Origin of the sequence: Pseudomonas sp. Leaf434, from assembly GCF_001425545.1 — a bacterium.
GTDB classification, from domain to species: domain Bacteria; phylum Pseudomonadota; class Gammaproteobacteria; order Pseudomonadales; family Pseudomonadaceae; genus Aquipseudomonas; species Aquipseudomonas siliginis.
Window position 1 is genome coordinate 249843 of sequence record NZ_LMQZ01000011.1, and the last position, 25186, is coordinate 275028.

Consider the following 25186-nt stretch of genomic DNA (forward strand, 5'->3'; position numbering starts at 1 on the left):
GAAGGATTCCCAATGTCTTCAGGACGAAAACTGGCCTCTAAAGGAGGCCCGACCTCTACAGGTGGCGTGATACTTGAAGGAAATGAGAACCTCAATATCGAAGGAAGAATAATCGCTTCCATTGGACAACTCGCCAGTTGTCCGGTCTGTGGGCCTGGCAAAGGCCCCATCGTAGCAGTGGGTGAAAGAACGCTGATTTTACCTGCCGGACCAGCTGCGCTAGAGGGTGACTACGTCGCCTGCGGTTGTCCGCCCATGACCAATAAGCTGCTCACTCAGCAACACAGTGGTTTCGCAGGAATTGGCCGGCCCGCTCCAATTGACATGGGGCCACCGATTGCTGCCCTGACCTCTTATCGCTACTTGCAGGTCATCATCGAACGCCTTGATGACACGGAAAAGCCAGGTTTGGCTTACAAACTCAAGGACAAGGCGAAGGTTGCCGTTTTACAAGACAGCACTTGCAACCTCACAGGCGAAGGCTGCGAACACCCGGTAAAAAACGCTTCGGATTACGACACCCTGTTGGTAGGGGAAGATTCCGAATGGACTTTCTATGCCTATGAAGAGCCCCTGACACAGGATTTGTCATGAAATCGGAAATCAAACTCATCTTTAAAGACTTTCTGATGCAGCCACCGCCAGGCGTAAAATTTCAGCTGCTTATCGACGGTCAGGTCGTAGATGACAACATCGTTCAAAACGATGACAGGCCTCGCATTTATTCATTGATATCCAAAAACGGCCAGATCGCTATAACGCTCGCGGGCAAGGAACTACCGTCGATCAAAACCCGAGACACCCACGAAGTGACGGTTCAGATTGTGGGGAACTCCGGTACAAAAAAAGGTATGCACACTGCTACGTTGAATCCAGGGAAGTCTCTTTCGATCGTAGCGATATCACCGTGGGTAAAAGTCCCGCTAACGACCAGCGGCGCTGTCTCGAACGACGCGTTCTACGAAGTCGAATATGGTGTGAAACGTACAAATGAAACCCGAACGGTGAAAGTCGTCATTCAGGACATGCCGCGCAGGATACTGATGGAGGCGCTGTCACACCGGGGATCAACACAGTGGGCAGGGAATAAAAGCAAAAAGTCGCTGCCACACCCTACGCTCAGGCAGAGCGTGGAATTTCCACCAAACACAAATAAATGCAATCTGTTCGTCTACGACGTGCTGACCGCAATTGGGGTCAACGTGGCGTTGATTGAACATGGCAAATCGAAATACCTGCCATATTTCTCCAAGGTTAGTCCTCCGCTCGCGGGTGAATGGGCGAATGGACAACGATTGCTCAACAGCTGGAAAGTCGAGCGCACGCCGTTGCCCGGGGACGTCGGCGCTTACGCAATGAATTATTCCGACGCCAGCGGCCATGTCGGCTTCGTTCTAACGAAGGGCGTATGCATTTCTGCAGGGTGGGAAAAAGTTGAAGTTAACGACGCAGGTTTTCGCCATGCGACCGGTAATGCAAATCCCAGTGACCATGACTTCACTATTTTCCGACGCTACAAACACAGCACGCCACAATGAAACGCCCTTATTCGCTCCTCCTCATAATTCCGTTTTTGCTCATCGTGGCATGGCGCATCTGGTTGCCTGCCGATCTTTCGGCTTGTCCCGCTGACGGGGAAACTGCAGGTCCACTGACCCTTGTTATTCGTGATTACTTTGAGCGCAATAGCCGGACCGACTGGCGAGACATGGATGATCGTTTCGACATACTTTCAACCCCCGAAGGCCAGAGCATAGCGAGTCAACCGAATTCACACACTTGCGAAGCATTGCGGGTACTGCAGAGTCCGGCGTTCAGTCAGAGTGAAAAAATCTTCACCATGGCACTTATGTTCAGACTGCCAATCGACCAGTACATGGCCCTGATGGATCGCAGTCATCAACTCTACACGCAGGGCAAAATGGATAAGGAGGTGCTGACTCTGGTGGTATTTCCGCGCGGAACAGCCATCAACTACTGGTGGCTTCCGGCTTGGCGACAGCGTTTCAGTCGCGATGCCCCGAGCGTGCTCGACGCAAATCTGATCAACGATGTCCTTTCGGGACACTATTGGTTCGACTATCCCGGCGCAGGCTTCTGATTCTGCAAGCATGACATCCAATCCCAGCACCGCCCGCGAACTCATCCCGCGCGGTGCTTAGCCATGTCTTGCGCAATCTCAAGCGCACGGGCACACTCTGCGCACTTTCGTTATAAGATTACATAACAAACTTTTCATTTTTCTCGGAGTCCGTCATGCGTCGTTTGCTGCTCGCTTTGCCGTTTGCCCTGTTGCCGCTGGCCGCTGCTCATGCGGTGGATGAGCACGATCACGATCATGAGCACGGCAGCCTCGGCGCCCATGAGCATGGTGTGGGTCGTCTGAATGCCGCGCTCGACGGTCAGACCCTGGAGCTTGAGCTGGAAAGCCCGGCGATGAATCTGGTGGGTTTTGAACACGCCGCGACGTCGGATGCCGACAAGGCCAAAGTCGCTGCCGCTCGTGCGCAGCTGGAAAAACCATTGGCCCTGTTCAGCCTGCCCGCTGCGGCCGGCTGCAAGGTGGTCAGCCAGGAACTGGAAAGCCCGCTGTTCGGCGACAAGCCGGACGCCGACGATCACGACGAAGATGAAGCGGACAAGGACGGTCACGAGCATCACCACGACCACAGCGAAATCCATGCGCATTACCAATTCAGCTGCGCCACACCGGGCGCGCTGAGCACGCTGAACCTGACGAACATCTTCAAGACCTTCCCGGCGACGCAGAAGATTCAGGTACAACTGATCAGCGCGACCGGCCAGCAAGGTACCGAAGTGACGGCCAAGTCAGCTGCGCTGAAATTCTAGGATCCACCGAAATCCCCTGTGGGAGCGAGCCTGCTCGCGAAGGCGGCGTGTCAGCTGACAGGTGGGTGTCTGACCCAGCGCTTTCGCGAGCAGGCTCGCTCCCACAGGGTTGTGTTCACTTCATGAAAATCGGTGCCATGACCCAAGCACTCATCGAACTTTCCGACCTTGGCTTCAACTGGCCCGGTCACCCGCCGCTGCTGGACATCCCGGCGTTTCGTCTGGAAGCCGGCGAAACCCTGTTTCTCAAAGGCCCCAGCGGCAGCGGCAAGACCACCCTGCTCGGCCTGCTTGGCGGGGTGCAGAAGCCCAATCGCGGCAGCATTCGCCTGCTCGGCCAGGAGCTGACCGAGCTTTCTGCCGGCAAGCGCGATACGTTTCGTGTCGATCACACTGGCTACATTTTCCAGCAATTCAACCTGCTGCCGTTTCTCTCGGTGCGCGAGAACGTTGAGTTGCCGTGTCATTTTTCAAAACTGCGTGCGCAACGGGCGAAACAGCGCCACGGCAGCGTCGATCAAGCCGCCGCCACGTTGCTCGCGCACTTGGGTCTGAAAGACGAAAGCATCCTCAGCCGCCGCGCCGACTCGCTGTCGATCGGCCAGCAACAACGGGTCGCCGCCGCACGCGCATTGATCGGCCAACCGGAGCTGGTGATCGCCGACGAACCGACCTCGGCGCTGGATTACGACGCCCGCGAAAACTTCATTCGCCTGCTGTTTGCCGAGTGCCGCGAGGCCGGATCGAGTCTGTTGTTCGTCAGCCATGACCAGAGCCTGGCGCCGCTGTTCGACCGTCATCTGTCCCTGGCCGATCTCAATCGCGCCGCCACGTCCGCCGAGGTCTGAGATGTATCTGTTTCGTCTGGCCATGGCCAGCCTGGCCAACCGCCGTTTCACCGCATTGCTCACCGCCTTTGCCATTGCCCTGTCGGTGTGCCTGCTGCTCGCCGTCGAGCGCGTGCGCACCGAAGCCAAGGCCAGTTTCGCCAGCACCATCAGCGGCACTGACCTCATCGTCGGCGCTCGTTCGGGGTCGGTAAACCTGCTGCTGTATTCGGTGTTCCGCATCGGCAACGCTACCAACAACATCCGTTGGGACAGCTTTGAACACTTCGCCAACAACCCGAAAGTGAAGTGGGCAATCCCCATGTCCCTAGGCGATTCCCATCGCGGCTATCGCGTGATGGGCACCACCGAAGCCTATTTCCAGCACTACCAGTACGGGCGCCAGCAACACCTGGCGCTGGCCGACGGTCGCGCGTTTGCCACCGATCCTTTCGAAGTGGTGCTCGGTGCCGAAGTCGCCGAAGCGCTGCACTACAAGCTCGGCGACAAACTGGTACTGGCCCACGGCGTGGCGGCGATCAGCCTGGTCAAGCACGACGACAAACCCTTCACCGTGGTCGGCATCCTCCAGCGCACCGGCACCCCGGTGGACCGCACGCTGCACATCAGCCTCGGCGGCATGGAGGCGATCCACATCGACTGGCACAACGGCGTGCCGGCGCGCGGCAACGGCAGGATCAGCGCTGATCAGGCGCGCAATATGGACCTGACGCCACAAGCGATCACCGCGTTCATGCTCGGCCTCAACAGCAAGATTTCCACCTTCGCCTTGCAGCGCGAGATCAACGAATACCGTGGCGAACCGATGCTGGCGATCCTGCCGGGCGTGGCCTTGCAGGAATTGTGGAGCCTGATGAGTACGGCCGAGAAAGCCTTGTTCGTGGTCTCGCTGTTCGTTGTGCTGACCGGGTTGATCGGCATGCTCACGGCGATTCTCACCAGCCTCAACGAACGTCGCCGCGAGATGGCGATTCTGCGTTCGGTGGGGGCGCGGCCGTGGCACATCGCAAGCCTGCTGGTGCTGGAAGCCTTTGCGTTGGCGCTGACTGGAGTCATCGCCGGACTGGCATTGCTGTACGTCGGCATCGCCGCTGCGCAAGGGTACGTGCAGGCCAATTACGGTTTATACCTGCCGCTGGCATGGCCGAGCGAGTATGAATGGACGCTGCTCGGTGGCATTCTGGCGGCCGCGCTGCTGATGGGCAGCGTGCCGGCCTGGCGCGCGTATCGCCAATCATTGGCCGATGGCCTGTCGATCCGTTTATGAGGATGTTCACCATGCCCCGCGCCCTGCTTGCGCTGCTGATGCTGGTCGCCCTGCCCGTGTGGGCGGCGGCGCCGAGAGACCTGACCTGGTCGGAAATGATCCCGCCGGACGCCGCGCCGGAAGTGCCGAACATGACCCCGCTGCACGACCTGTCGAAGATGGGCGACGCACTCTCTGCCGAGTCCGCGCCGGCGGCCAAGCAGGACATGCCCAACGCTCCGGTAGTGAAAAGCCTCGACGGGCAGAACATTCGCCTGCCGGGTTACATCGTGCCGCTGGAAGTCAGCGAAGAGGGGCGCACCACGGACTTCTTGCTGGTGCCATATTTCGGCGCCTGCATCCACGTCCCGCCACCGCCGTCGAACCAGATCGTCCACGTGAAAAGCGAACTGGGCGTGAAGCTCGATGAGCTGTATCAGCCGTATTGGGTTGAGGGACCGTTGCAGGTGAAAGCCTCGAGCAGTGAGCTGGCCGATGCCGGGTATCAGATGGAGGCAGAGAAGATTTATGCGTATGAACTGCCGGAGTAATTCCCGGTAATTTTGTATTGGCTGGTCTATCGTCTTCGCGAGCAGGCTCGCTCCCACAGGTGATCACATTCCAAGGTGGGAGCGAGCCTGCTCGCGAATAGGCCCTCAAAGGTTCCACAAAACCCCGCCCCTTCACTGTTTCATTGAGCTGAGTCAAAACACCGTATCAGACGGCTTCGTACCCTAGGACATCGAATTTTTATGTCCTTTCGGAGCCCCCATGAACAAGTCCTTGCTCAGCGCCTCGCTGTTTGCCCTCGCGCTCGCAGCCCCGCTCGCCCACGCCCACGAAGCCGGTGACATTCTCGTGCGCGCCGGCGCGATCACCGTCAACCCGAAGGCCGACAGCTCCAGCGTCAAGGTCGATCAGGGTCCGCTGAGCGGCACCAATCTGGGCGGCAAGGCGACCATGAGCAGCGACACCCAACTGGGTCTGAACTTCGCCTACATGCTCACCAACAACATCGGTATCGAGCTGCTGGCAGCCACGCCGTTCGAGCATGACGTCAAGCTCAAGGGCACCGCCCTGCCCGCCGCCAACGGCAAGCTCGGCACCCTGAAACACCTGCCGCCGACCCTCAGCGTCGTCTACTACCCGCTGGATTCGAAATCGCCTTTCCAGCCGTATGTCGGCGGTGGCATCAACTACACCTGGATCTACGACGAACACGTCGGCAGCGAAGCCAGCGCCAACGGCTTCAGCAACTTCAAGGCGAAAAACTCCTGGGGCCTGGCCTGGCAGGTCGGCGCCGACTACATGATCACCGACAACATCATGCTCAACGCCCAGGTGCGCTATATCGATATCGATACCCGCGCGACCGTCGAGAACAACGCCGTCGCACCGGGCACCCGTGCACGGGTGAATGTGGATGTCGATCCGTTCATCTACATGGTCGGTTTGGGCTATAAGTTCTAAGTCGATTTTTTACTGAACGTTCACGTGGTGGTGAATGAGGCTTGGTGGCGGGCAGGCACAGACCTGACGACGACCGTACGCAGTCGATCGGGGAATAACATTCCCTCGCCACAGGAATAGCGATATTCCGGCCGTGAAAAAGGCGCCTGTTGCAGGGCGCCTTTTTCATGTCCGAAAGCTTGTTTCATCCGCGCCCGAGCAACCGCGCCAAGCCCACACTCATCGGCGTCTGCGGCGGCATTTCAAAGCGCTGCAGCAAGCGTCGGTTGTCAGCCCGCGAATGGCGGATATCACCCGAACGCGCCTGCCCGTAGCTCACGGGCGGCAGTTCACCGACCACTGATTTCAACGCTTCGAGCATCTGCTTCAGGCTCATCGCCTGATTCCAGCCAACATTGACCGCGCCCTCCTGCACTTCAGGCTTTTCCAGCGCCTGCACCAGCAAATCGACCAGATCACCGACATAAAGAAAATCGCGGGTCTGCTCGCCATCGCCAAATACGGTGATCGGCAAACCTTTCGACGCACGTTCGCTGAAGATGCTGATCACCCCGGAATACGGCGAGGACGGATCCTGGCGGGGGCCGAAGATGTTGAAGAAGCGGAAAATCGCCGGCTCCAGACCATGCTGGCGACGGTAGAAATCGAAGTACTGCTCACCGGCCAGTTTGTCCGAGGCATAGGGTGTCAGCGGCGCCTTCGGCGTGTCTTCATCAATCGACTCGCCCTCGCCATTGTTGCCGTACACCGCCGCGCTGGAGGCGTACACCACACGCTTGACCCCGGCCAGGCGCATGGCTTCGCAGACATTCAGGGTGCCGATGAAATTGCTCTGATGGGTTTTCACCGGATCGTCCACCGAGGCTTGCACCGAGGCCACGGCCGCCAGATGCGCGACAGCGTTGCAACCTTGCATGGCGCGGGCGACCAGGGCGGCATCGGCGACATCGCCGACCACCAGTTCGACCTTGGGATTGTCCAGCGGCAGGTTGCTGCGCTTGCCGGTCGACAGGTCGTCGAGCACACGCACCGCATAGCCCTTGGCGAGCAAGGCATCGGTCAGGTGCGAGCCGATGAATCCGGCTCCGCCGGTGATTAAAACTGTTTCTTTAGCCATGTCGGTAGAACCTGTTCAGTAGACCCGGGAGTGCGGCACGCCAGGCACGCGGTTTGATCCCGAAAGTGTGGAGAATTTTCTTGCAGGCCAGCACTGCATGTTGCGGCTCTTCGGCGGCGTCCGGGCGCGCGGCGTGGGCCTGCGCGGTCGGTGCTTCGATCGCCAGCGGATGCAGGCTGCGTGCTTCGGTGAGAATCGCCTGGCCCAGCGCCAGCGGGGTGGTCGCTTCGTGGCCGGCGTAATGGTAAGTGCCCCACAGCGGCGCGGCGCAGTCGAGTTGCTTGAGCACGGAGATGATCACTCGAGCGGCGTCATCGACCGGAGTCGGATTGCCGCGCCGATCATCGGCCAGCAGCAACTCTTCGGGTTTTTCCGCGCGAGCGAGGAAGCGTCCGAGGGTGCCGTCCGGGCTGTCGTCGAGCAGCCAGCCGAAACGCAGCAGTACATGTTGCGGGCAGGTCGCGCGCACACTTTGCTCGATGCGCCACAAGGCCTGACCGCGCAGGCCCAGCGGCACCGGTTCGTCTTTTTCGCTGTAAGCGGTAGCACGTGAGCCGTCGAACACGCGATAGCTCGACGGCTGCACGAGGACAATGTTGTGGTGCTGGCACAGTTCGGCCAGACGCTCGATGGCGCGTTCCTGACCGGTCATGCGGCTTTCGCTGACGCTCTCGGCCTGGAACCAGTCGAAATAGTAGGCGAGGTTGATCAACGCATCGGGACGGGTGTCGTCGAGCAATTGGGTGAGGCTCGCGGCATCCCAGCCGTTTTCGGGCGGGCGGGGGGCGAGGAAACCGATGTCTTCTTCCGCACCGAGGCGAATCAGCGCCTGCCCAAGGGCATTTCCGCCGCCCAGTAACATAAGGCGCATTCGCATAGAGTCAGCAGGCCCAGTCTGATTGGAACGATGGCTTTAGCGACAGTTCTTGTGGAACCGTCGTCGATAATTGCCGGAATCGTTGCATTTTGCGGGTTTAGTGCGCAACCGTCATCCGTAAAGTGTAGATGCGCGGATTTGTATCGGCCTCACTGGCGCTATCGCGAGCAGGCTCGCTCCCACAGGAGACCGCATTCCAAGGTGGGAGCGAGCCTGCTCGCGAAGGCGTCCGAACGGTACTTGCATCTTCCCGCCCCCGCCCGCATAACTCCAGTCATGAATCTGCCCCTCCCCGCCAACAGCGCGCTGGCAGGCTTTCACCCCGCCGTCAGCGCCTGGTTCAACAAGACTTTTCCGGCGGTCACCGCCGCTCAGGCCCGTGCGTGGCCGTTGATTCGCCAGCGTCGGTCGACGCTGATCGCCGCGCCCACTGGCTCGGGGAAAACCCTGACCGCGTTCCTCGCCGTGCTCGATGAGCTTGTCCATCGCGGTCTGGAACACCCCGACGGTCTGCCCGCCGAAACCCTGGTGGTCTATGTCTCGCCGTTGAAGGCACTGTCCAACGACATCCAGATCAACCTGCAGAATCCGCTCGCCGGCATTACCGCGCAATTGCGCGAGATGGGCCTGCCGGAGCTGACCATCACTACCGCCGTACGCACTGGCGACACGCCGCAAAAAGACCGCGCCGCCATGCGCAAGAGCGCGCCGCATATTCTGGTCACCACCCCGGAATCGCTGTACGTGCTGCTTGGCTCGGAATCCGGGCGCAGGATGCTCGGCACCACGCGCACGGTGATCATTGACGAAATCCACGCCATGGCCGCCGGCAAGCGCGGCAGTCATCTGTCCTTGAGCCTTGAACGGCTGCAAGCGTTGTGCGCCGAACCGCTGACCCGCATCGGCCTGTCCGCCACGCAGAAGCCGGTAGAAGCCGTGGCGCAGTTCCTGGTCGGTCACGATCGCCCCTGCGAAATCGTCGACATCGGCCACGCCCGCCCTCGGGATCTGGGCATCGAGGTGCCGCCGGTACCGTTGTCGGCGGTGATGGCCAATGATGTCTGGGAACTGGTGTACGAGCGCCTCGCCGAACTCGCCCGCGAGCATCGCACCACGCTGATTTTCGTCAACACCCGACGCCTTGCCGAACGCCTCAGCCGGCATCTGAGCGAGCGCCTCGGCAAGCAGGCCGTGGCGGCGCACCACGGCAGCCTGGCCAAAGAGTTTCGCCTCGATGCGGAACAGCGCCTCAAACGCGGCGAGCTGCAAGTGCTGATCGCCACTGCATCACTGGAGCTGGGCATCGATATCGGTGAAGTCGACCTGGTCTGCCAGATCAGTTCACCGCGTTCGATTGCTGCGTTTCTGCAACGAGTCGGTCGCTCCGGACACCAGGTCGGCGGCACCCCCAAGGGGCGTTTGTTCGCCACCACCCGCGACGACCTGATCGAGTGCGCCGCCCTGCTCGACTGCGTGCGCCGGGGCGAGCTCGATACGCTGCAGATTCCGGAAAAGCCGCTGGACGTGCTGGCGCAGCAGATCATTGCCGAGGTCAGTTGCCAGGAATGGTCGGAGGACGCGTTGCTGGCGATGTTCCGCCGAGCGTGGCCGTATCGCGATCTCGATGAAAAACACTATCAGGCCCTGCTGAGCATGCTCGCTGAGGGTTACAACGGCCGCCAAGGCATCCGCAGCGCCTACCTGCACCGCGATGCCGTCAGTCGCACCTTGCGTGGCCGGCGGGGCGCGCAACTGACCGCCGTGACCAGTGGCGGCACCATCCCGGACAACGCCGACTACAGCGTATTGCTAGAACCCCAGGGCTTGAACATCGGCAGCGTCAACGAAGATTTCGCCGTGGAAAGTATCGCCGGCGATGTGTTCCAGCTCGGCAATACCTCGTACCGCATCCTGCGGGTGGAAAGCGGCAAGGTGCGGGTCGAGGATGCGCAGGGCATGCCGCCGACCATTCCGTTCTGGCTCGGCGAAGCGCCGGGGCGCAGTGATGAACTGTCGGCGGCCGTCGCGCGCCTGCAAGCGCAGTTGGACGAATTGCTCAGCGCCAGCCCCGGCAATCTGCAACCGGCGCTCGACTGGCTGACCGCCACACTCGGCCTCAACCTCGCCAGCGCCGAGCAACTGGTCGAATATCTGGCGCGCGCGCGGCAAACCCTCGGCGCCCTGCCCTCGCAGGACACGCTGTTGATGGAGCGGTTTTTCGACGAGTCCGGCGGCACCCAACTGATCATTCACACGCCGTTCGGCAGCCGCATCAACCGCGCCTGGGGCCTGGCCTTGCGCAAGCGTTTCTGCCGCACCTTCAACTTCGAGTTGCAGGCCGCCGCCAGCGAAGACGCGATCGTGCTGTCGCTGTCCACCAGTCACAGCTTCGAGCTCGACGAGGTTTGGCGTTACCTGCACAGCAACAGCGCCGAACACACCCTTATTCAAGCCGTGCTCGATGCGCCCTTGTTTGGCGTGCGCTGGCGCTGGAATGCCGGGGTGGCGCTGGCGTTGCCGCGCTTCACCGGCGGGCGCAAAGTCGCTCCGCAACTGCAACGGATGAAAAGCGAAGACCTGATCGCCAGTGTGTTTCCCGACCAGATCGCCTGCCTGGAAAACCTCGCCGGCGAGCGTGAAGTCCCCGAACATCCGCTGGTGGAACAGACCCTCGACGATTGCCTGCACGAAGCGATGGACAGCGAAGGCTGGCTGACCCTGCTGCGGCGCATGGAGCGTGGCGAGGTGCGCCTGATCGCCCGGGATTTACCTGCGCCGTCGCCGCTGGCGGCAGAAATTCTCAGCGCCCGACCCTACACGTTTCTCGACGACGCGCCGCTGGAGGAACGCCGCACGCAAGCGGTGATTAATCGACGCTGGAGCGATCCGCAGTCGACCGATGATCTCGGCGCACTCGATGCCGATGCGATCACCGCAGTGCGCGAAGAAGCCTGGCCGTCGCCCAATTCCATGGATGAAATGCACGAAGCGCTGATGAGCCTCGCCTGCATCAGTGACGCCGAAGCGCGCGCCAACGCCGGTTGGCCGGACTGGCTGCAAACGCTGATGGCCAGCGGCCGCGCCTGCCGGTTGCAGATCGACGCCGAGCATCAGTTGTGGCTGGCTCGCGAACGCCTGAGTTGCCTGCAGGCACTTTATCCACAGGCCACGTTGGCGAGCGCAGCAGTCGTGCTGCCCGGGTTCGACGAAGCGTGGACATTCGATGAGGCGCTGGTCGAAGTGATCCGCGCCCGCCTCGGCGCCTTTGGGCCGACCCCTTTGCCAGCCATTGCCGAGCCGCTCGCCCTGCCCGCCGCGCAAGTGAGTCAGGCCCTCGCCCGACTGGAGCGTGAAGGGTACGTCTTGCGCGGCCAGTTCACGCCGAACAGCGCGATTGAAGAATGGTGCGAACGCCATCTGCTCGCGCGCATCCATCGCTACACGGTCAAGCGCCTGCGCCGGGAAATCGAACCGGTGGCATTGCAGGACTTCATGCGCTTTCTGTTCGACTGGCAGCATCTGACGCCGGCCACCCAAGGTCAGGGCAGCGCGGTGCTGCCGGCGATTGTCGGCCAGTTCGAAGGTTATCCGGCGGCAGCCTCGGCATGGGACAGCGACATCCTGCCGGCGCGCCTCAAGGACTATTCGCCGAGCTGGCTGGATGAACTGTGCCGCAACGGCAAACTGGTGTGGACGCGCATCAACGCGCGGCAGAAAGTCAGCGGCTCGGCATTGCGCAGTACACCGATTGTGCTGCTGCCGCGCAGTCAGGTGGGTTTGTGGAGTGCGTTGGCTGAACAGACGCCGGTGAGTGAGTTATCGCCGAAAACACAGAAAGTCTTTGAGGCGCTGAGTCAGCATGGCGCGCTGTTTTTCGATGAGTTGATTCATGAAGCGCGCCTGCTGCGCAGCGAACTGGAAATTGCTTTGCAGGAACTGGTCGCCGCAGGTTTGGTGAACGCCGACAGCTTCGCCGGCCTGCGCGCGCTGATCACGCCGGCAAGCAAGCGCCAGCAGCGCAGTAGCCGACGCGGGCGCGGCGCGTTTATCGGCGGCATGGACGATGCCGGGCGCTGGGCATTGCTGCGCCGGGGTTCGTCAGCCGATGCCGCCGAGACACTCGAACACGTCGCCATGACCCTGCTGCGCCGCTACGGCGTGGTGTTCTGGCGCTTGCTCGAACGCGAAGCGGACTGGTTGCCGAGCTGGCGGGAATTGCTGCGCACCTTTCATCGTCTGGAGGCGCGGGGCGAGATTCGTGGCGGGCGGTTTGTCAGTGGTCTGGCTGGCGAGCAGTTTGCTTTGCCCGAAGCCATTCCCTTGCTGCGCGAAGTACGCCGACGCCCGCAGGACGGCAGCCTGGTGGCGGTGTGTGGGGTTGATCCATTGAATCTGGCCGGAACGTTATTGCCCGGGGTGAAAGTGCCGGCGCTGGTGAGCAATCGGCTGGTGTATCGCGATGGGGTGCCGGTGGCCGCGGTGATTGCCGGCAAGCAGCAGGTTTGGGTAGAGCTGGATCCGATAGCCATGGGACAACTGCATGCCAAGCTGATCCGGCATTGAGAGTGTTCGCACCGGCGTCTTCGCGAGCAGGCTCGCTCCCACAGTCCAATCCCATTGCCCCTGTGGGAGCGAGCCTGCTCGCGAAAGCGCCGGCCCTGTCTCTACACAAACAGGCGTCAGGTCCGTGACTCCTGCGGTACCTCACCCGCAACCACCGCCCCCTCCTCCTGTCGCTTTGGCAACAGAACCTGCTGTGGATAAGTCTGCGCAAAATGCACATTGGGTGTGTTATCCACAAGCTTCTTCAAGCGCTGGTTGAACGCGCGGCTCACCGCATACTGCCCGCCGGACACCGTGCGAAATTGCGCCGTAAGCACCACGCCGTTGAGATCCATCTTGTCCACGCCAAACACATCCAGCGGCCCTTGCAGGTTGTACTTGAGGAACGGGTCTTCGCGGATCGAATCGCCGGCCTCGCGGATCAGCTCGATGGCCTTGTCGACGTCGGTGTCGTAGGTGAACTGCACCGAGAAAAATGCGAAGGCGAACTGGCGGGATTGGTTGGTCACAGCCTTGATCTGGCCGAACGGCACCGAGTGCACAAAACCCTTGCCGTCGCGCAGGCGCAAGGTGCGAATGGTCAGGCCTTCCACCGTGCCGGCGTGGCCGGAATCGAGCACCACCCAGTCGCCGATCGACAGGGTGTCTTCGATGATGATGAACAACCCGGTGATGACGTCCTGCACCAGTTGCTGCGAACCGAAACCGATCGCCAGACCGACCACGCCCGCACCGGCCAACAGAGGCGCAACGTTAATCCCCAGATTGGCCATGGTGGTAATCGCGCAGATCACCACGAGGATGATTTTGATCGCATTGCGCAACAGCGGCAGGATGGTTTTCACCCGCGTGCTCGGCTGGCGTGCCGCGCGTTTGCTCAGCGGCGGTTTCAGTGCCTCCTGAATCGCCGTGTCGAGCACCACCCACAGCAGCCACGTCACCAGGAAGATCAGGCCGATGCTGCTCAAGGCGTTGCTGATCGCTCGACCGACGGTGCTGCTCTGGGCGAAATCGAGCAACGACACGCCCCAGATCCGCCCGAGAATATCGATGAACACAATCGCCATGACGATGCGCAGCAACGCATGCAACAGGCTGAGAAAGCGTTCCTTGTAGGCACTGCTGCGCTGGATCGCTTCGGCTTTGCGCGACTTGAACAGGTGCTGCAACACCGTGCTGAGAAACACCGTGGCGATCAGCAGCACGGTGGTGAACAAGGCACAGCGCAGGGCTTTCTGATTGTCCTCGCCGATGCCGATCAGGCTGACTGCCGAGACCAGCACCATCAGCACGATCGGCCAATACCACAGCCCGGAAAATATCCGCAGCGATTCCTGCAGCGACGGTTGTTTCAAGCGCTGAGCGAGCGGGCGATTGCGGATCAGATGTGCCACCGGCCGGCGCAGGCGAATCACCAGCAAACCGAAAATCACCGAGGCGATCAGGCCGGTGAACACGGCGATGCTGCTGGTGATATTGCCGCCCAGTTGCCGGGCGATCTGCGGGCTGGTCAGGGCATCGCTGAGGGCGGCGAGAAAGCCGATGAGGAACAGCGGTCGCGGGCAGTATTCACGGATGATTCGCGCGGCGGCGCGCTTGTGGCCGACATTGAACATCACCACCACGCACAACAACATCGACGTGGAGAAAATGCCACTGCTGGTGGCGTAGGCCAGACACAGCGCCAGCGCACGGCCCACCGAAGCTTGCAGAAAATGGCTGACATACAGCGTCAGCGGCAGGCAGATCAGCGCCGGCACGGTGAAAGGCAGCACGTAGCCGAGCAGATCCTGACTGCGCTGGCGGGTGCGCAACCAGCGGCCCTCACGCAGACGCTTTGCCAGCAGACTGCCGAGCACGGTGAGCAGGGCGAAACTGCCCAGCCACACTCCCGACAACGTGAGGAAATCCCCTGCCACGCTCCAGCCCGAGCGATTCGACGGTTGCTTGACCAGCCGATCGACCTCATCCGCCGCGCGGTCAGCACGCAGCCGCCAGGCATCGACCAGGTGTTCGTTGAGATCGAGTTTTTCCTGCACATCGTCGATGCTCGTACTGATCGCCCCGAGCAGACCGCCCTGCACCAACGGTTCCGGTTCGGCGGGTTTCTCTGCCGTGTCGGCGGCAGCCGGAACGCCCGGTAGCGCGACGGCTTGCGATGTGTTGACGCCCAAGCACAGCAGCGCTCCCAGCAGAATGGCGATCCTGAAATTGCGCAAAGCTCCGATCTCCCGTGGCTGACCCTGGTAAGGAACTGATCGGTAATTGCGCGGCAAGTTCAAGAGCCCCCTCACCCCAGCCCTCTCCCCCAGGAGAGGGAGCCGACCGAGTTGCAGAGCAAAATCATCAACTGCACGTCTTGAGTCGAACTCAAGTCCTGAAGACCATGAAGATCTGCTCCCTTCACAGTCGTACGCGATTTCAGGAGGCATGAAGATCTGCTCCCTTCCCCCTCGCCCCCTTGGGGGAGAGGGTTGGGGTGAGGGGGTAAGCTCTTGATCTTCGCTTCACCCGCGACCGTCCGTAACGCCACCGAAACTTTCCCGCCCCCGCCGCAGTCATCACAGAACATCGGCAACACGAGGACTTTCTACGGGAGGATGGGATGGCGACGATTCACATCGGTATTTCAGGCTGGCGCTACGCCCCGTGGCGCGGGGATTTCTACCCGAAGGGACTGGCGCAGAAGCGCGAATTGCAGTTCGCCTCCCGCGCGGTCAACAGCATCGAAATCAATGGATCGTTCTACGCCCTGCAACGCCCCGAACGTTACGCCCAGTGGTACGCCGAAACGCCCGATGACTTCGTGTTCAGCGTCAAGGCGCCGCGCTTCATCACCCACGTGCGCCGCTTGCGCGAAATCGAAAAGCCGCTGGCGAATTTCTTTGCCTCGGGCGTGCTGGAGCTGAAGGAAAAACTCGGGCCGATCCTCTGGCAGTTTCCGCCGAATTTCAAATTCGACGCCGAGCGCTTCGATCACTTTCTCGCGCAACTGCCCCACGATACCCAAGCCGCAGCCGCCCTCGCCCGCCAGCACGACTCGCATCTGCCCGGCCACGCCAGCGTCAAAGCCTGGCGCAAGAAACCGCTGCGCCATGCGGTGGAAATCCGTCATGAAAGTTTCATCGATCCGGAATTCGTGCGCCTGCTCAAACGCCACAACACCGCGCTGGTCATTGCCGACACCGCCGGCAAATGGCCGTACCGCGAAGACCTCACCAGCGACTTCGTCTATCTGCGCCTGCACGGCGCCGAAGAGCTCTACGCCAGCGGTTATTCCGAACAAGCGCTCAAGCGCTGGGCCGAGCGCATCGACGCCTGGCATCACGGTAAACAGCCAGAGGACGCCCACCTGATAGCGCCACGCCTGAAACCCCGCGCGCGCAAATCCCGCGAAGTGTTCTGCTACTTCGACAACGACATCAAAGTCCGCGCGCCCTACGACGCACGCAACTTGTTGCAGCGCTTGGACCTCGACAAAGACCTCGCCACGACTCCCGGGCAAGTTGCCGCAGAAGGAGTTCTGTCATGAGCATTCCCGAACCGGTCGGTTTTACCGACGAAGGCTCTGTGGTTGCGCCCTCGGTGCGCACCTTCACCGTACTGACTGTCAACACCCACAAGGGCTTCACCGCGCTGAACCGGCGTTTCATTCTGCCGGAGCTGCGTGAAGCAGTGCGCAGCGTCGCCGCCGACGTGGTGTTTCTGCAGGAAGTCCACGGCACGCACGAGCAGCATCCGAAACGCTACGACAACTGGCCGACGATGCCGCAATACGAATTCCTCGCCGACAGCCTCTGGCCGCAATTCGCCTACGGGCGCAATGCCGTGTACCCGGCGGGCGATCACGGCAATGCGCTGTTGTCGAAATTCCAGATCATCCGCCACGACAACCTCGACGTGTCGATCAGCGGCCATGAAAACCGTGGTCTGCTGCATTGCGTGCTGCGCCTGCCTGGCGACGGCACCGAAGTGCACGCGATCTGCGTGCATCTGGGCCTGCGCGAGAGCCACCGCAACGCGCAACTGGATCTGCTGATGCAACGCCTCGCCGAATTGCCCGCCGACGCCCCGGTGATTGTCGCTGGCGATTTCAACGACTGGCGCCAGCGCGCCGATGCGCAGCTCAAGCCCTGTGGCCTGCGCGAAGTGTTCGCCGAGCAGTACGGCAAGCCGGCGCGCAGCTTTCCCGCGCGGCTGCCAGCGCTACGACTCGACCGCATCTACGTACGCAACCTCAAGGCCAGCCGCCCAAAAGTATTGACGAACCGGCCCTGGTCCCACCTTTCCGACCACGCACCGTTATCGGTGGAGATTGAACTATGAACAGTGCGCCACTGGAAAAATCTGCCGTCGACCCGGTCCCGCTAAACCCGCCGGTGCGCGAGCCCGGCCACGTTGACGTCGAGTATCAATGGCATAGCAATAACCGCGTAGAGCTGCTGGAGAACGGCGAGGAATATTTCCCCCGGGTATTCGAAGCGATGCGCGCAGCCAAGAGCGAGATCCTGCTGGAGACCTTCATCGTTTTCGAAGACAAGGTCGGCGCCGAGTTGCAGCAAATCCTCATCGAAGCCGCCCAGCGCGGCGTGCGCACCACGGTCAGCCTCGACGGCTTCGGCTGTGGCGAGCTGAGCACTGGCTATCTGTCGGCCTTGAGCGATGCCGGCGTGCATTTGCAGATCTTCGATCCGGCGCCAAAGCACTTGGGCATCCGTACCAACTGGTTCCGCCGCTTGCACCGCAAGATCGTGGTGGTCGACGGCTTGATCGCGTTCATTGGCGGGATCAATTTTTCCGGCGATCACCTGGCCGATTTCGGCCCTGAAGCCAAGCAGGATTATTCGGTGGAGATCCAAGGCCCGGTGGTCGCCGATATCCATCACTTCGCCCTGCTGCAAAGCGGTCGTCCCGGGCGCGCGCGGTTCTGGTGGCAGCGCCGGCGCCAGCGCCTGGAGGAAATGGCCTTCACCGACCACGACGGCCAGGTACGCCTGGTGTTCCGCGATAACGATCAACACAACACCGATATCGAAGACGTGTATTTGCAGGTGCTGCGCAAGGCCAAGCGCCGGGTAATCATCGCCAACGCCTACTTCTTTCCCGGCTACCGTTTGCTGCGCGAAATCCGCAACGCCGCCCGCCGTGGCGTCGAGGTGCGGCTGATCCTGCAAGGCCAGCCGGACATGCTCGTAGCCAAACTGGCAGCGCGCATGACCTACGATTATCTGCTGCGTGCCGGCGTGCAGATTAACGAATACTGCCAGCGCCCGCTGCACGGCAAAGTCGCGCTGGTCGACGATGACTGGAGCACCGTGGGCTCAAGCAATCTCGACCCGCTGAGCCTGTCGCTGAATCTGGAAGCCAACGTACTGATCCGCGACCGCGCGTTCAATCAGCACCTGTACGAACGCCTCGAAGACCTCAGCCAGAACCACTGCAAAGCCATGGACGCCAAGCTGTTGCCGCGCGGGCGCATCTGGCACATGACCGTGGGCTTTCTGGTGTTCCACTTCCTGCGGCACTTCCCGGCCATGGCCGGTTGGCTGCCGGCGCATAAACCGCGTCTGAAGCCTTTCCGAGGTGCGCGTCCATGAGTCATTCCGAAGTGCACTCCGATAGCCATTCGACACAAGCGGCGCCGTCGAAATGGAGCCGCTGGAAACGCCCGCTGACCATCCTGTTTTTCCTCGCGCTGATCGTCTTGCTGACGATGTTCGCCACGCGCATCGAATGGGCCGAGGTGCTGGAGACCCTCGCCGATTTCAAGGTGCGCACGCTGATCATCGCCGCCAGCCTGACGTTGCTGAGCTTTCTGGTGTACGCCAGTTTCGACCTGATTGGCCGCACCTACATTCGTCAGGACCTGACCTGGAAGCAGATCCTGCCGGTGGGCATCATCAGCTACGCCTTCAACCTCAATCTCAGCGCCTGGGTCGGCGGCATCGCCATGCGTTATCGCTTGTATTCGCGGCTGGGCGTGAGCAAAGGCAACATTGCCAAGATTCTCGGCCTGAGCCTGGCAACCAACTGGTTCGGCTACATGACCATCGCTGGCGTAGTGTTCAGCAGCGGTCTGGTGACTATGCCGCCGGGCTGGAAACTCAGCAGTTCGGCCTTGCAACTGGTCGGGGTGTTATTGCTGCTGGTCAGCGCCGGCTATCTGGCGGCGTGTCAGTTTTCCAAACGCCGCGAGTGGTCGATTCGCGGCGTGGAAATCAACCTGCCGTCGCTGCGCATGGCGGTGCTGCAATTGCTCTTGGGCGCGTTGAACTGGTCGCTGATGGCGGCGGTGATCTTCACTCTGCTGCCAAGCAAACTGGATTATCCGCTGGTGCTTGGGGTGCTGTTGATCAGCGCGATTGCCGGGGTCATTACGCACATTCCGGCGGGGCTGGGTGTGCTGGAGGCGGTGTTCGTGGCGTTGCTGCAGCATGAGGCATCGCGCGGCAGTCTGGTCGCGGGATTGCTGGCATATCGGGCGATTTATTTTCTGCTGCCGCTGTTGATCACGGTGGTGATGTATCTGGTGGTGGAGGCCAAGGCCAAGGCGCTGCGGATCGAGAAGAAACCCACACATTAGAATCAAGATCAAAAGATCGCAGCCTTCGGCAGCTCCTACATTTGAAATGCGTTCAACCTGTGGGAGCGAGCCTGCTCGCGACAGCGTTCGCAAGGCCACTGAAAATCATCTGGATTGGATAATGCTCAACCGCTCCCCCACCACCATCTCGGTAATCCAGTCCACCAGAATCGAGGTGTACGCCTGCTGTGACACCGGATCACTCAATGCGTGATCCGCGCCATCGATGATCCGGTGGGTCAACGAGTGAGTCTGCTGACATGCGGCGCGGTAACTCATGATCGTCGCGTGGGGCACGAAGTCGTCGGTTTCCGATTCCACCAACAGCACGTCGCCCGTGAATTGCGAACAGGCATGCAGGGCGCGATTGCTGTCGGCGCGCACCAGCGTATTGCGATAATCGCGCAGGTCGGCCTTGTCCAGATCGCGCTTGGGCGTGTGCCATTGTTCATCCCGGTACAGCGCCGGCACGCGCAGCGCCAGCCAGCGCACCGGGCGCAGTGACGTCAGAATCGAGGCCAAATAACCGCCATAACTGGTGCCGACCACGGCGATCGCCGAAGTGTCGAGGGCCGGGTGCGCCAGCAGGCGATCGTAGGCCGCCAGCAAATCACGCAGATTGTCTTCACGGGTCACACGGGTCAGCGGGATTCCGGTGCCGCCGGTATGCCCGCGCAGGTCGAAAGTCAGGCATACGCAACCGAGGCCGGCGATGCCTTTGGCCCGTTCCAGATCACGCTCCTGACTGCCGCCCCAACCGTGCACGAACAACACCCCCGGGACTTTCGATTTGGGACTGAGAAAGGTCCCGCTCATCTGTTCGTCATCAATGTCGATTTGAATGCATTCGCTTCTAGCCGTCATAGGATTGGACCGTCACATATTTGAGAAGAAATGCGCTGTTTTCCGCCGGGCCGCGATAGACCTCGATGGCGTCCGCCGGCAGCGCCTGATCGATGTAGGTTTCCACCGACGACACACGGATGGCGCGCATCTGTGGATCGTTGACGAAGCTTTGCAGCGCCGCCACTTCAGCGCTGCTCGCGCCGCCCATGCGCCAGGATTGTTCGAGCACGCCGCTGCGCGGGTTGCCGCTGGCGTCGAGGCCTTGGGCGATATCGTAATTGCGCCGCGAGGCGAAGAAGCGCGGGTAAGCTTCGTTGGCGGCACTGTCGAAGACCTGCGCCTGCTCGATGGCCAGACGCACATCATCAGGCAGATCCAGCGCGAGCAATTGATCATAGCCGCCCTGCACCACCAGCAGATTCGAGCCGCCGTAGACCTCTTCGCCCTGACCGTCCTCAGTCAAGTATTGATCACCACAGTAGCTCAACACTTTGCCGCCGATGAACGACTGGCCGACGCTGTGGGTGACGACGTTGCGCAAATCCTGCTCCAGCACTACGCCGTCACTGAACACGCTCTCCGCTTCTGGGCGAGCGAGGATTTCATCGAACGCGTCGAGGCTCTTGATCACTTCCTGGCCGCGACCGGCGCAAGCGTGAATCGGCTTCAAGCGAATCGGCCCGGCGTACAGCAGATGTTCGGCGGCGGGCCGTGCATCTTCCAGGGCAAATACGCTGAGACCGTCGAGCACAACGTTGCGCACCCGCTCCGAGAACAGCGGCGACCAGCCCTGCGGCGCGTGCGCCAGATGACTGCGCAAACCGTGGCTGATGGCTTTGGTGCAGATGAAATCGTATTCGACGTAACCGCCCCACAAGTCATCGGGGCCGTTGATGCCCAGCGCTTGAGCGTGGGCGGCGCCAACGATGGTTTGTGTCGGCAGCAGATACAGCTCGCGGCCCTGATGTTTGGCCGGATCGTAACTGCCGCAGAATTTGCAGCCGAGAATCTGCGCCAACCAGCGCGCCAGAGCCTTGTTGGTCTCGACTTCATGTTGCGGCGCCTCGGCACGCACCGAATGGGCCACGACGATTTTGTTGCTGGGTGTCGGGGTCATGCGTTCCCCTTGCATCAGTCGATGGGTTCTCAAAGGAAATTGCAGAGATCAGGCCAATCAACGATCCCCACGAACCGCCCGATAATCGGGAGTTTGCCGTGACTGTGCTGGCATCACGCCTGTTTCAAACTGCACGACGGCGCGCAAAACTCCGGCAAATTGCACGATCCGTGGTCCTGTGCAAAAACCTGTGGGAGCTGGCTTGCCAGCGATGGCGGTGGATCAGTCACCTGTTTTGCAACTGATTGATCGCATCGCTGGCAAGCCAGCTCCCACAGGGTTACTCCAGTGCCCAGGCTACCGCGCCAGACCAAACCGCCCACGGTAATCACTCGGCCCCAGCCCGGTAATCTTCTTGAAGATCGCACGAAACGCGCCCGGATCCTGATAGCCGACAGTCCAGGCAATGTGGTCGATCGTGCCATTGGTGAACTCGAGCATTTCCCGCGCCTTGCCGACCCGCAGGTGCTGGCAGTACTCGGTCGGTTTCAAGCCTGTCGCGGCGCGGAATCGGCGCAGGAAAGTACGCTCTTCAAGTCCCGCACGCTCGGCCATCGCGTTCAGCGAAACATCCGTCGCCCCGGTGCTTTGCAGCCAGTGCTGGACCTTGAGAATCGCCGCGTCGCCATGGCTGAGGATCGGTGCGAAATTGCTTCCGCATTCACTGGCGCTGTCGCTGTGTTCCATCACCAGAAAACGCGCGGTCGCGGTGGCGATGCTCGGGCCGAGCAAGCGATCGACCAGGCGCAACCCCAATTCCGACCATGCCATCAGCCCGGCCGTGGTGATCAGGTCACCGTCGTCGACAATCGGCGTGTCGGCCTTCAGTTTGATCTTCGGGTAACGCTCGGCAAAAGCCTGGGCCGAGGTCCAGTGGGTGGTGGCGCTGCGACCGTCGAGCAAGCCGCTTTCGGCGAGCATCAACGAGCCCACACAAACACCGCCAAGCGTTGCGCCGCGCGCATGCTGATCGCGCAGCCATTGCGCAAGACTCACGGTCATCTGCGCCGCATCGAACCCGCCGAGGGACGGCGGAATCAGCACGGCGAGCAAAGCGCCTTCGGCACCGGGATGACTGTCATAGACCCGCGCCGGCAACTGCTCGCCATCGACCTGCCAGTGACTGACTCGCAGCACGGGCAATTGCACAGCCCGATACTCGGCAGCGATGCGATTGGCCACGGCGAACAGATCGGTCAGACCGTGCACCGCCGCCAGTTGCGCGCCGGGGTAAATCAGCACGCCCAGTTCAGCGGTGGCGGCTCTTTGTGCAGCCATTGTCAGTTTTCCCCCGTCTATTGTCGGTGCGGCCAATCCTCGAATCCTCGGCCAGCGTCAATACTGAGGCCACACCCAATCACCGTCTCGAGGACAATCCCATGGCCAAGCAAGCGCTCATCGTAGTCGATATCCAGAACGACTACTTCCCCCAAGGCAAGTGGCCGCTGGTCGGCGCCGACGCCGCTGCCGATAACGCCGCACGGCTGATCGCAGCCTTCCGCGAAACGGGCGATCCGGTGGTACACATTCGGCATGAATTCACCTCCGAAGACGCGCCGTTTTTCACTCCCGGCTCCGAAGGCGCGAAACTGCATCCGAAAGTGCTCAACCGCGCCGACGAGCCGGTGGTGCTCAAGCACTTCGTCAACTCGTTCCGCGAAACCGAACTGAAAGCGGTGCTCGACGAACACGGCATCACCGACCTGGTGGTGGTCGGCAGCATGAGCCATATGTGCGTCGATGGCATCACCCGCGCGGCGACGGACATGGGGTATGCGGTCACGGTGATTCACGATGCCTGCGCCAGCCGTGATCTGGAATTCAATGGCCTGACGGTGCCGGCCGCTCATGTGCACGCAGCCTTCATGGCGGCGCTGGGTTTCGCCTACGCCAGCGTGGTATCGACTGAGCAGTTCCTGCACAGCAACGCCTAGCAACAACTGCGCAATCCACAGGCCCGCCGCGTTGCGGGCCTTTTTGCGTCTGTCATGAAAATCTCACGCGTGAGTCATTGATGGCACTTTGCATTGGTTGTAGTGTGGCCCACGCGTGAGACGCTCATAACCGGATTCCAGCCATGACAAGCCGCACTCCGACGCCTGCCGCAGCCAGCCCCAAGGGCGAGCGTGGCAAGACGTCAGCGAAAAAACCGTCGAGCTTCTACATGAAGCAGATGCGCGCAGGCCTGGCCGCCGCCGGTTATGTGAAACACGAAACTTGGGTGCTTCCGGAAAACCGAAGCTTGCTCAAGCAAATGGAGCAACAGCTACGCCAACCGATTCTGGCTGGCTCTTTCATGTCGGAGAAATACATGAGCGCAGGCAACAACTGGACCATCGACAGCCTCTTCAATGCCCTCAAGGCGCTGGACGAGGTGGCTTCCCAAGAGATTTCGCTGTCTCTGATCCAGAGCTCCGAACCGAGCATCAAGCTGGAAATGAACGAATTCGGTGGTCTGCCGATTCACATCGCCCTGGCCGGCCAGCAGATCATCGTCGACACCGTGCTGGTGGACATCGATTCGATCAGCAATGTCCAGGCGTTCAACGATGCCGTGCTGCGCAGCCGCGAGATGTTCCCGCTGTCTTCGATCGGGATCGAATCGATGCCGAACGGGCAGACCGTCTACAACATGTTCGGCGCGCTCAGTGCTGATTCGAGCCTGACCAACGTAGTCACCGAGGTGAAAACCCTGGTCGACAACGTGCAGCGCGCCAGCGAAGCCTTCGAACACTTCTTCAAGTAATCAACAGGGAATATCCAATGACTCAGTCCATCTGGAGCAAGTTGTTCACCGCACTGCGCGGCGGCGCCAATGAAGTCGGCGAAGCCATCGCCGACCAGCAGGCCCTGCGCATCCTCGATCAGGAAATCCGCGACGCGGACACCGCGCTGTCCAATGCCCGCCGCGAACTGGTAACGATCATGGCCAAGCACAAACTGGCCGCCGACCGCGTCAGCGAATACGACGCCAAGATCAAGGACCTCGAAGCCAAGGCTGTGGCCGCGTTGAATGCCGGCCGCGAAGACCTGGCGCTGGAAGTGGCCGAAGCGATTTCGACCCTGACCAACGACCTCGCTGCCGAGAAGAAACTCAGCGATGAATTCGGCGCCTACGCCGACAACATGCGCAAAGACATCAGCAAAGCCGAATCGCGGATCAAGAGCCTGCGCCAGCAAGTGGACATGGCCAAGGCTCGCGACAGCGTGCAGAAAGCCCAGGTCAGCGCCTCGATTGCCAGCGGCGGCGCCAACGGCAAACTGGAAACTGCAGTCGGCACCCTGAACCGCCTGCAAGCCAAGCAGCAGCAACGCGCTGCCGAACTGAACGCAGCGGACGAACTGGCCGACGCCTCCACCGGCAACGACCTGGAACGCAAACTGCGCGACGCCGGCATCACGCCGAACGAAGGCAGCGCCAATGCGATCCTTGAGCGCCTGAAGCAGAAGTCCGCGCAGTAAGGACTGAACGGTAACTTGTGGGAGCGAGCCTGCTCGCGAAAGCGTCGTGACAGTCAAATAATCGAGTGACTGACACAACCCATTCGCGAGCAGGCTCGCTCCCACATGGTTTTGCGGCGTAATTGCCCCTGCTCGTTCACCGCTTCGCCCGTTACACTACCGCCACTTTTTCACCCGAACACCTCCACCCGCTTCAAGGAACGTACC

The 25186-nt window shown here is 61.2% G+C and carries 22 protein-coding genes; 16 read left to right on the forward strand and 6 right to left on the reverse strand.

Annotated elements, in window-relative coordinates:
• Positions 1 to 12: 12 nt before the first annotated feature.
• The 8 genes from ASG55_RS27345 to ASG55_RS23295 all read left to right on the forward strand — a co-directional run bounded on the left by ASG55_RS27345 (position 13) and on the right by ASG55_RS23295 (position 6414).
• The gene (locus ASG55_RS27345) at positions 13 to 594 is read left to right on the forward strand and encodes a PAAR domain-containing protein (protein WP_225930982.1); all 582 of its coding nucleotides are present in this window, start codon (positions 13 to 15) and stop codon (positions 592 to 594) included.
• Positions 591 to 1538: a CHAP domain-containing protein gene (locus ASG55_RS23265; protein WP_056790741.1), complete on the forward strand. Its 948-nt coding sequence runs from the start codon at positions 591 to 593 to the stop codon at positions 1536 to 1538. Before ASG55_RS27345 ends, ASG55_RS23265 begins: the two co-directional genes overlap by 4 nt.
• Positions 1535 to 2101: a hypothetical protein gene (locus tag ASG55_RS23270; RefSeq protein WP_024014498.1), complete on the forward strand. Its 567-nt coding sequence runs from the start codon at positions 1535 to 1537 to the stop codon at positions 2099 to 2101. The genes ASG55_RS23265 and ASG55_RS23270 overlap by 4 nt, the downstream gene beginning before the upstream one ends.
• Positions 2102 to 2256: 155 nt before the next feature.
• A complete protein-coding gene (locus tag ASG55_RS23275) occupies positions 2257 to 2850 on the forward strand; it encodes a DUF2796 domain-containing protein (RefSeq protein ID WP_056790744.1) in 594 nt (197 codons plus the stop codon).
• Positions 2851 to 2987: 137 nt separating this feature from the next.
• Positions 2988 to 3698, forward strand: coding sequence for an ABC transporter ATP-binding protein (locus ASG55_RS23280; RefSeq protein ID WP_056790807.1), 711 nt, complete (start codon positions 2988 to 2990; stop codon positions 3696 to 3698).
• A gap of 1 nt (position 3699) precedes the next feature.
• Complete coding sequence (locus ASG55_RS23285) at positions 3700 to 4965, forward strand: ABC transporter permease (protein WP_056790749.1); 1266 nt, start codon at positions 3700 to 3702, stop codon at positions 4963 to 4965.
• Between the two features lie 11 nt (positions 4966 to 4976).
• A complete protein-coding gene (locus ASG55_RS23290) occupies positions 4977 to 5495 on the forward strand; it encodes a DUF3299 domain-containing protein (protein WP_056790810.1) in 519 nt (172 codons plus the stop codon).
• Between the two features lie 220 nt (positions 5496 to 5715).
• Positions 5716 to 6414, forward strand: coding sequence for an OmpW/AlkL family protein (locus tag ASG55_RS23295; RefSeq protein WP_042610632.1), 699 nt, complete (start codon positions 5716 to 5718; stop codon positions 6412 to 6414).
• 184 nt (positions 6415 to 6598) lie between these two features.
• On the opposite strand, the gene ASG55_RS23300 is transcribed toward ASG55_RS23295, so the two are convergent.
• Together ASG55_RS23300 and ASG55_RS23305 are read right to left on the reverse strand one after the other, a co-directional pair.
• Positions 6599 to 7531, reverse strand: coding sequence for an NAD-dependent epimerase/dehydratase family protein (locus ASG55_RS23300; protein WP_056790752.1), 933 nt, complete (start codon positions 7529 to 7531; stop codon positions 6599 to 6601).
• Positions 7524 to 8408, reverse strand: a complete 885-nt coding sequence (locus ASG55_RS23305) for a sugar nucleotide-binding protein (RefSeq protein WP_056790755.1) — start codon at positions 8406 to 8408, stop codon at positions 7524 to 7526. Before ASG55_RS23305 ends, ASG55_RS23300 begins: the two co-directional genes overlap by 8 nt.
• Positions 8409 to 8684: 276 nt before the next feature.
• Between ASG55_RS23305 and ASG55_RS23310 the strand changes: the two genes are divergently transcribed.
• Complete coding sequence (locus ASG55_RS23310) at positions 8685 to 12971, forward strand: DEAD/DEAH box helicase (RefSeq protein ID WP_056790758.1); 4287 nt, start codon at positions 8685 to 8687, stop codon at positions 12969 to 12971.
• Positions 12972 to 13087: 116 nt separating this feature from the next.
• Here the strand turns inward: ASG55_RS23310 and ASG55_RS23315 are convergent, their stop codons facing one another.
• On the reverse strand, positions 13088 to 15190 hold the full coding sequence (locus ASG55_RS23315; RefSeq protein WP_056790761.1) for a mechanosensitive ion channel family protein: 2103 nt from the start codon (positions 15188 to 15190) through the stop codon (positions 13088 to 13090).
• Between the two features lie 386 nt (positions 15191 to 15576).
• On the opposite strand from ASG55_RS23315, the gene ASG55_RS23320 reads away from it, so the two are divergent.
• From ASG55_RS23320 to ASG55_RS23335, 4 genes are read left to right on the forward strand one after another with little or no spacing between them, the layout of a single operon-like run.
• A complete protein-coding gene (locus ASG55_RS23320; RefSeq protein ID WP_056790764.1) occupies positions 15577 to 16503 on the forward strand; it encodes a DUF72 domain-containing protein in 927 nt (308 codons plus the stop codon).
• Positions 16500 to 17297: an endonuclease/exonuclease/phosphatase family protein gene (locus ASG55_RS23325; RefSeq protein WP_056790768.1), complete on the forward strand. Its 798-nt coding sequence runs from the start codon at positions 16500 to 16502 to the stop codon at positions 17295 to 17297. Before ASG55_RS23320 ends, ASG55_RS23325 begins: the two co-directional genes overlap by 4 nt.
• On the forward strand, positions 17294 to 18568 hold the full coding sequence (gene clsB / locus ASG55_RS23330) for a cardiolipin synthase ClsB (RefSeq protein ID WP_056790773.1): 1275 nt from the start codon (positions 17294 to 17296) through the stop codon (positions 18566 to 18568). Before ASG55_RS23325 ends, clsB begins: the two co-directional genes overlap by 4 nt.
• The gene (locus tag ASG55_RS23335) at positions 18565 to 19554 is read left to right on the forward strand and encodes a lysylphosphatidylglycerol synthase domain-containing protein (RefSeq protein ID WP_041477676.1); all 990 of its coding nucleotides are present in this window, start codon (positions 18565 to 18567) and stop codon (positions 19552 to 19554) included. The genes clsB and ASG55_RS23335 overlap by 4 nt, the downstream gene beginning before the upstream one ends.
• A 105-nt stretch (positions 19555 to 19659) precedes the next feature.
• Here the strand turns inward: ASG55_RS23335 and ASG55_RS23340 are convergent, their stop codons facing one another.
• From ASG55_RS23340 to ASG55_RS23350, 3 genes are all read right to left on the reverse strand, one after another.
• Positions 19660 to 20418, reverse strand: a complete 759-nt coding sequence (locus tag ASG55_RS23340; RefSeq protein WP_041477675.1) for an alpha/beta hydrolase family protein — start codon at positions 20416 to 20418, stop codon at positions 19660 to 19662.
• Positions 20408 to 21517, reverse strand: coding sequence for a DUF3182 family protein (locus ASG55_RS23345; RefSeq protein ID WP_056790775.1), 1110 nt, complete (start codon positions 21515 to 21517; stop codon positions 20408 to 20410). Before ASG55_RS23345 ends, ASG55_RS23340 begins: the two co-directional genes overlap by 11 nt.
• Before the next feature lie 297 nt (positions 21518 to 21814).
• A complete protein-coding gene (locus ASG55_RS23350) occupies positions 21815 to 22795 on the reverse strand; it encodes a GlxA family transcriptional regulator (RefSeq protein ID WP_056790778.1) in 981 nt (326 codons plus the stop codon).
• Positions 22796 to 22896: 101 nt separating this feature from the next.
• Here ASG55_RS23350 and ASG55_RS23355 point away from each other — a divergent pair, with 101 nt between their 5' ends.
• From ASG55_RS23355 to ASG55_RS23365, 3 genes are all read left to right on the forward strand, one after another.
• Positions 22897 to 23451 carry a cysteine hydrolase family protein gene (locus ASG55_RS23355; RefSeq protein ID WP_056790782.1) on the forward strand — a complete coding sequence of 185 codons (555 nt, stop codon included), beginning with the start codon at positions 22897 to 22899 and terminating at the stop codon, positions 23449 to 23451.
• A gap of 230 nt (positions 23452 to 23681) precedes the next feature.
• Positions 23682 to 24263, forward strand: coding sequence for a YjfI family protein (locus ASG55_RS23360; RefSeq protein ID WP_225914461.1), 582 nt, complete (start codon positions 23682 to 23684; stop codon positions 24261 to 24263).
• Positions 24264 to 24280: 17 nt separating this feature from the next.
• A complete protein-coding gene (locus ASG55_RS23365; RefSeq protein WP_016772954.1) occupies positions 24281 to 24979 on the forward strand; it encodes a PspA/IM30 family protein in 699 nt (232 codons plus the stop codon).
• The last annotated feature ends 207 nt before the right edge of the window (positions 24980 to 25186 follow it).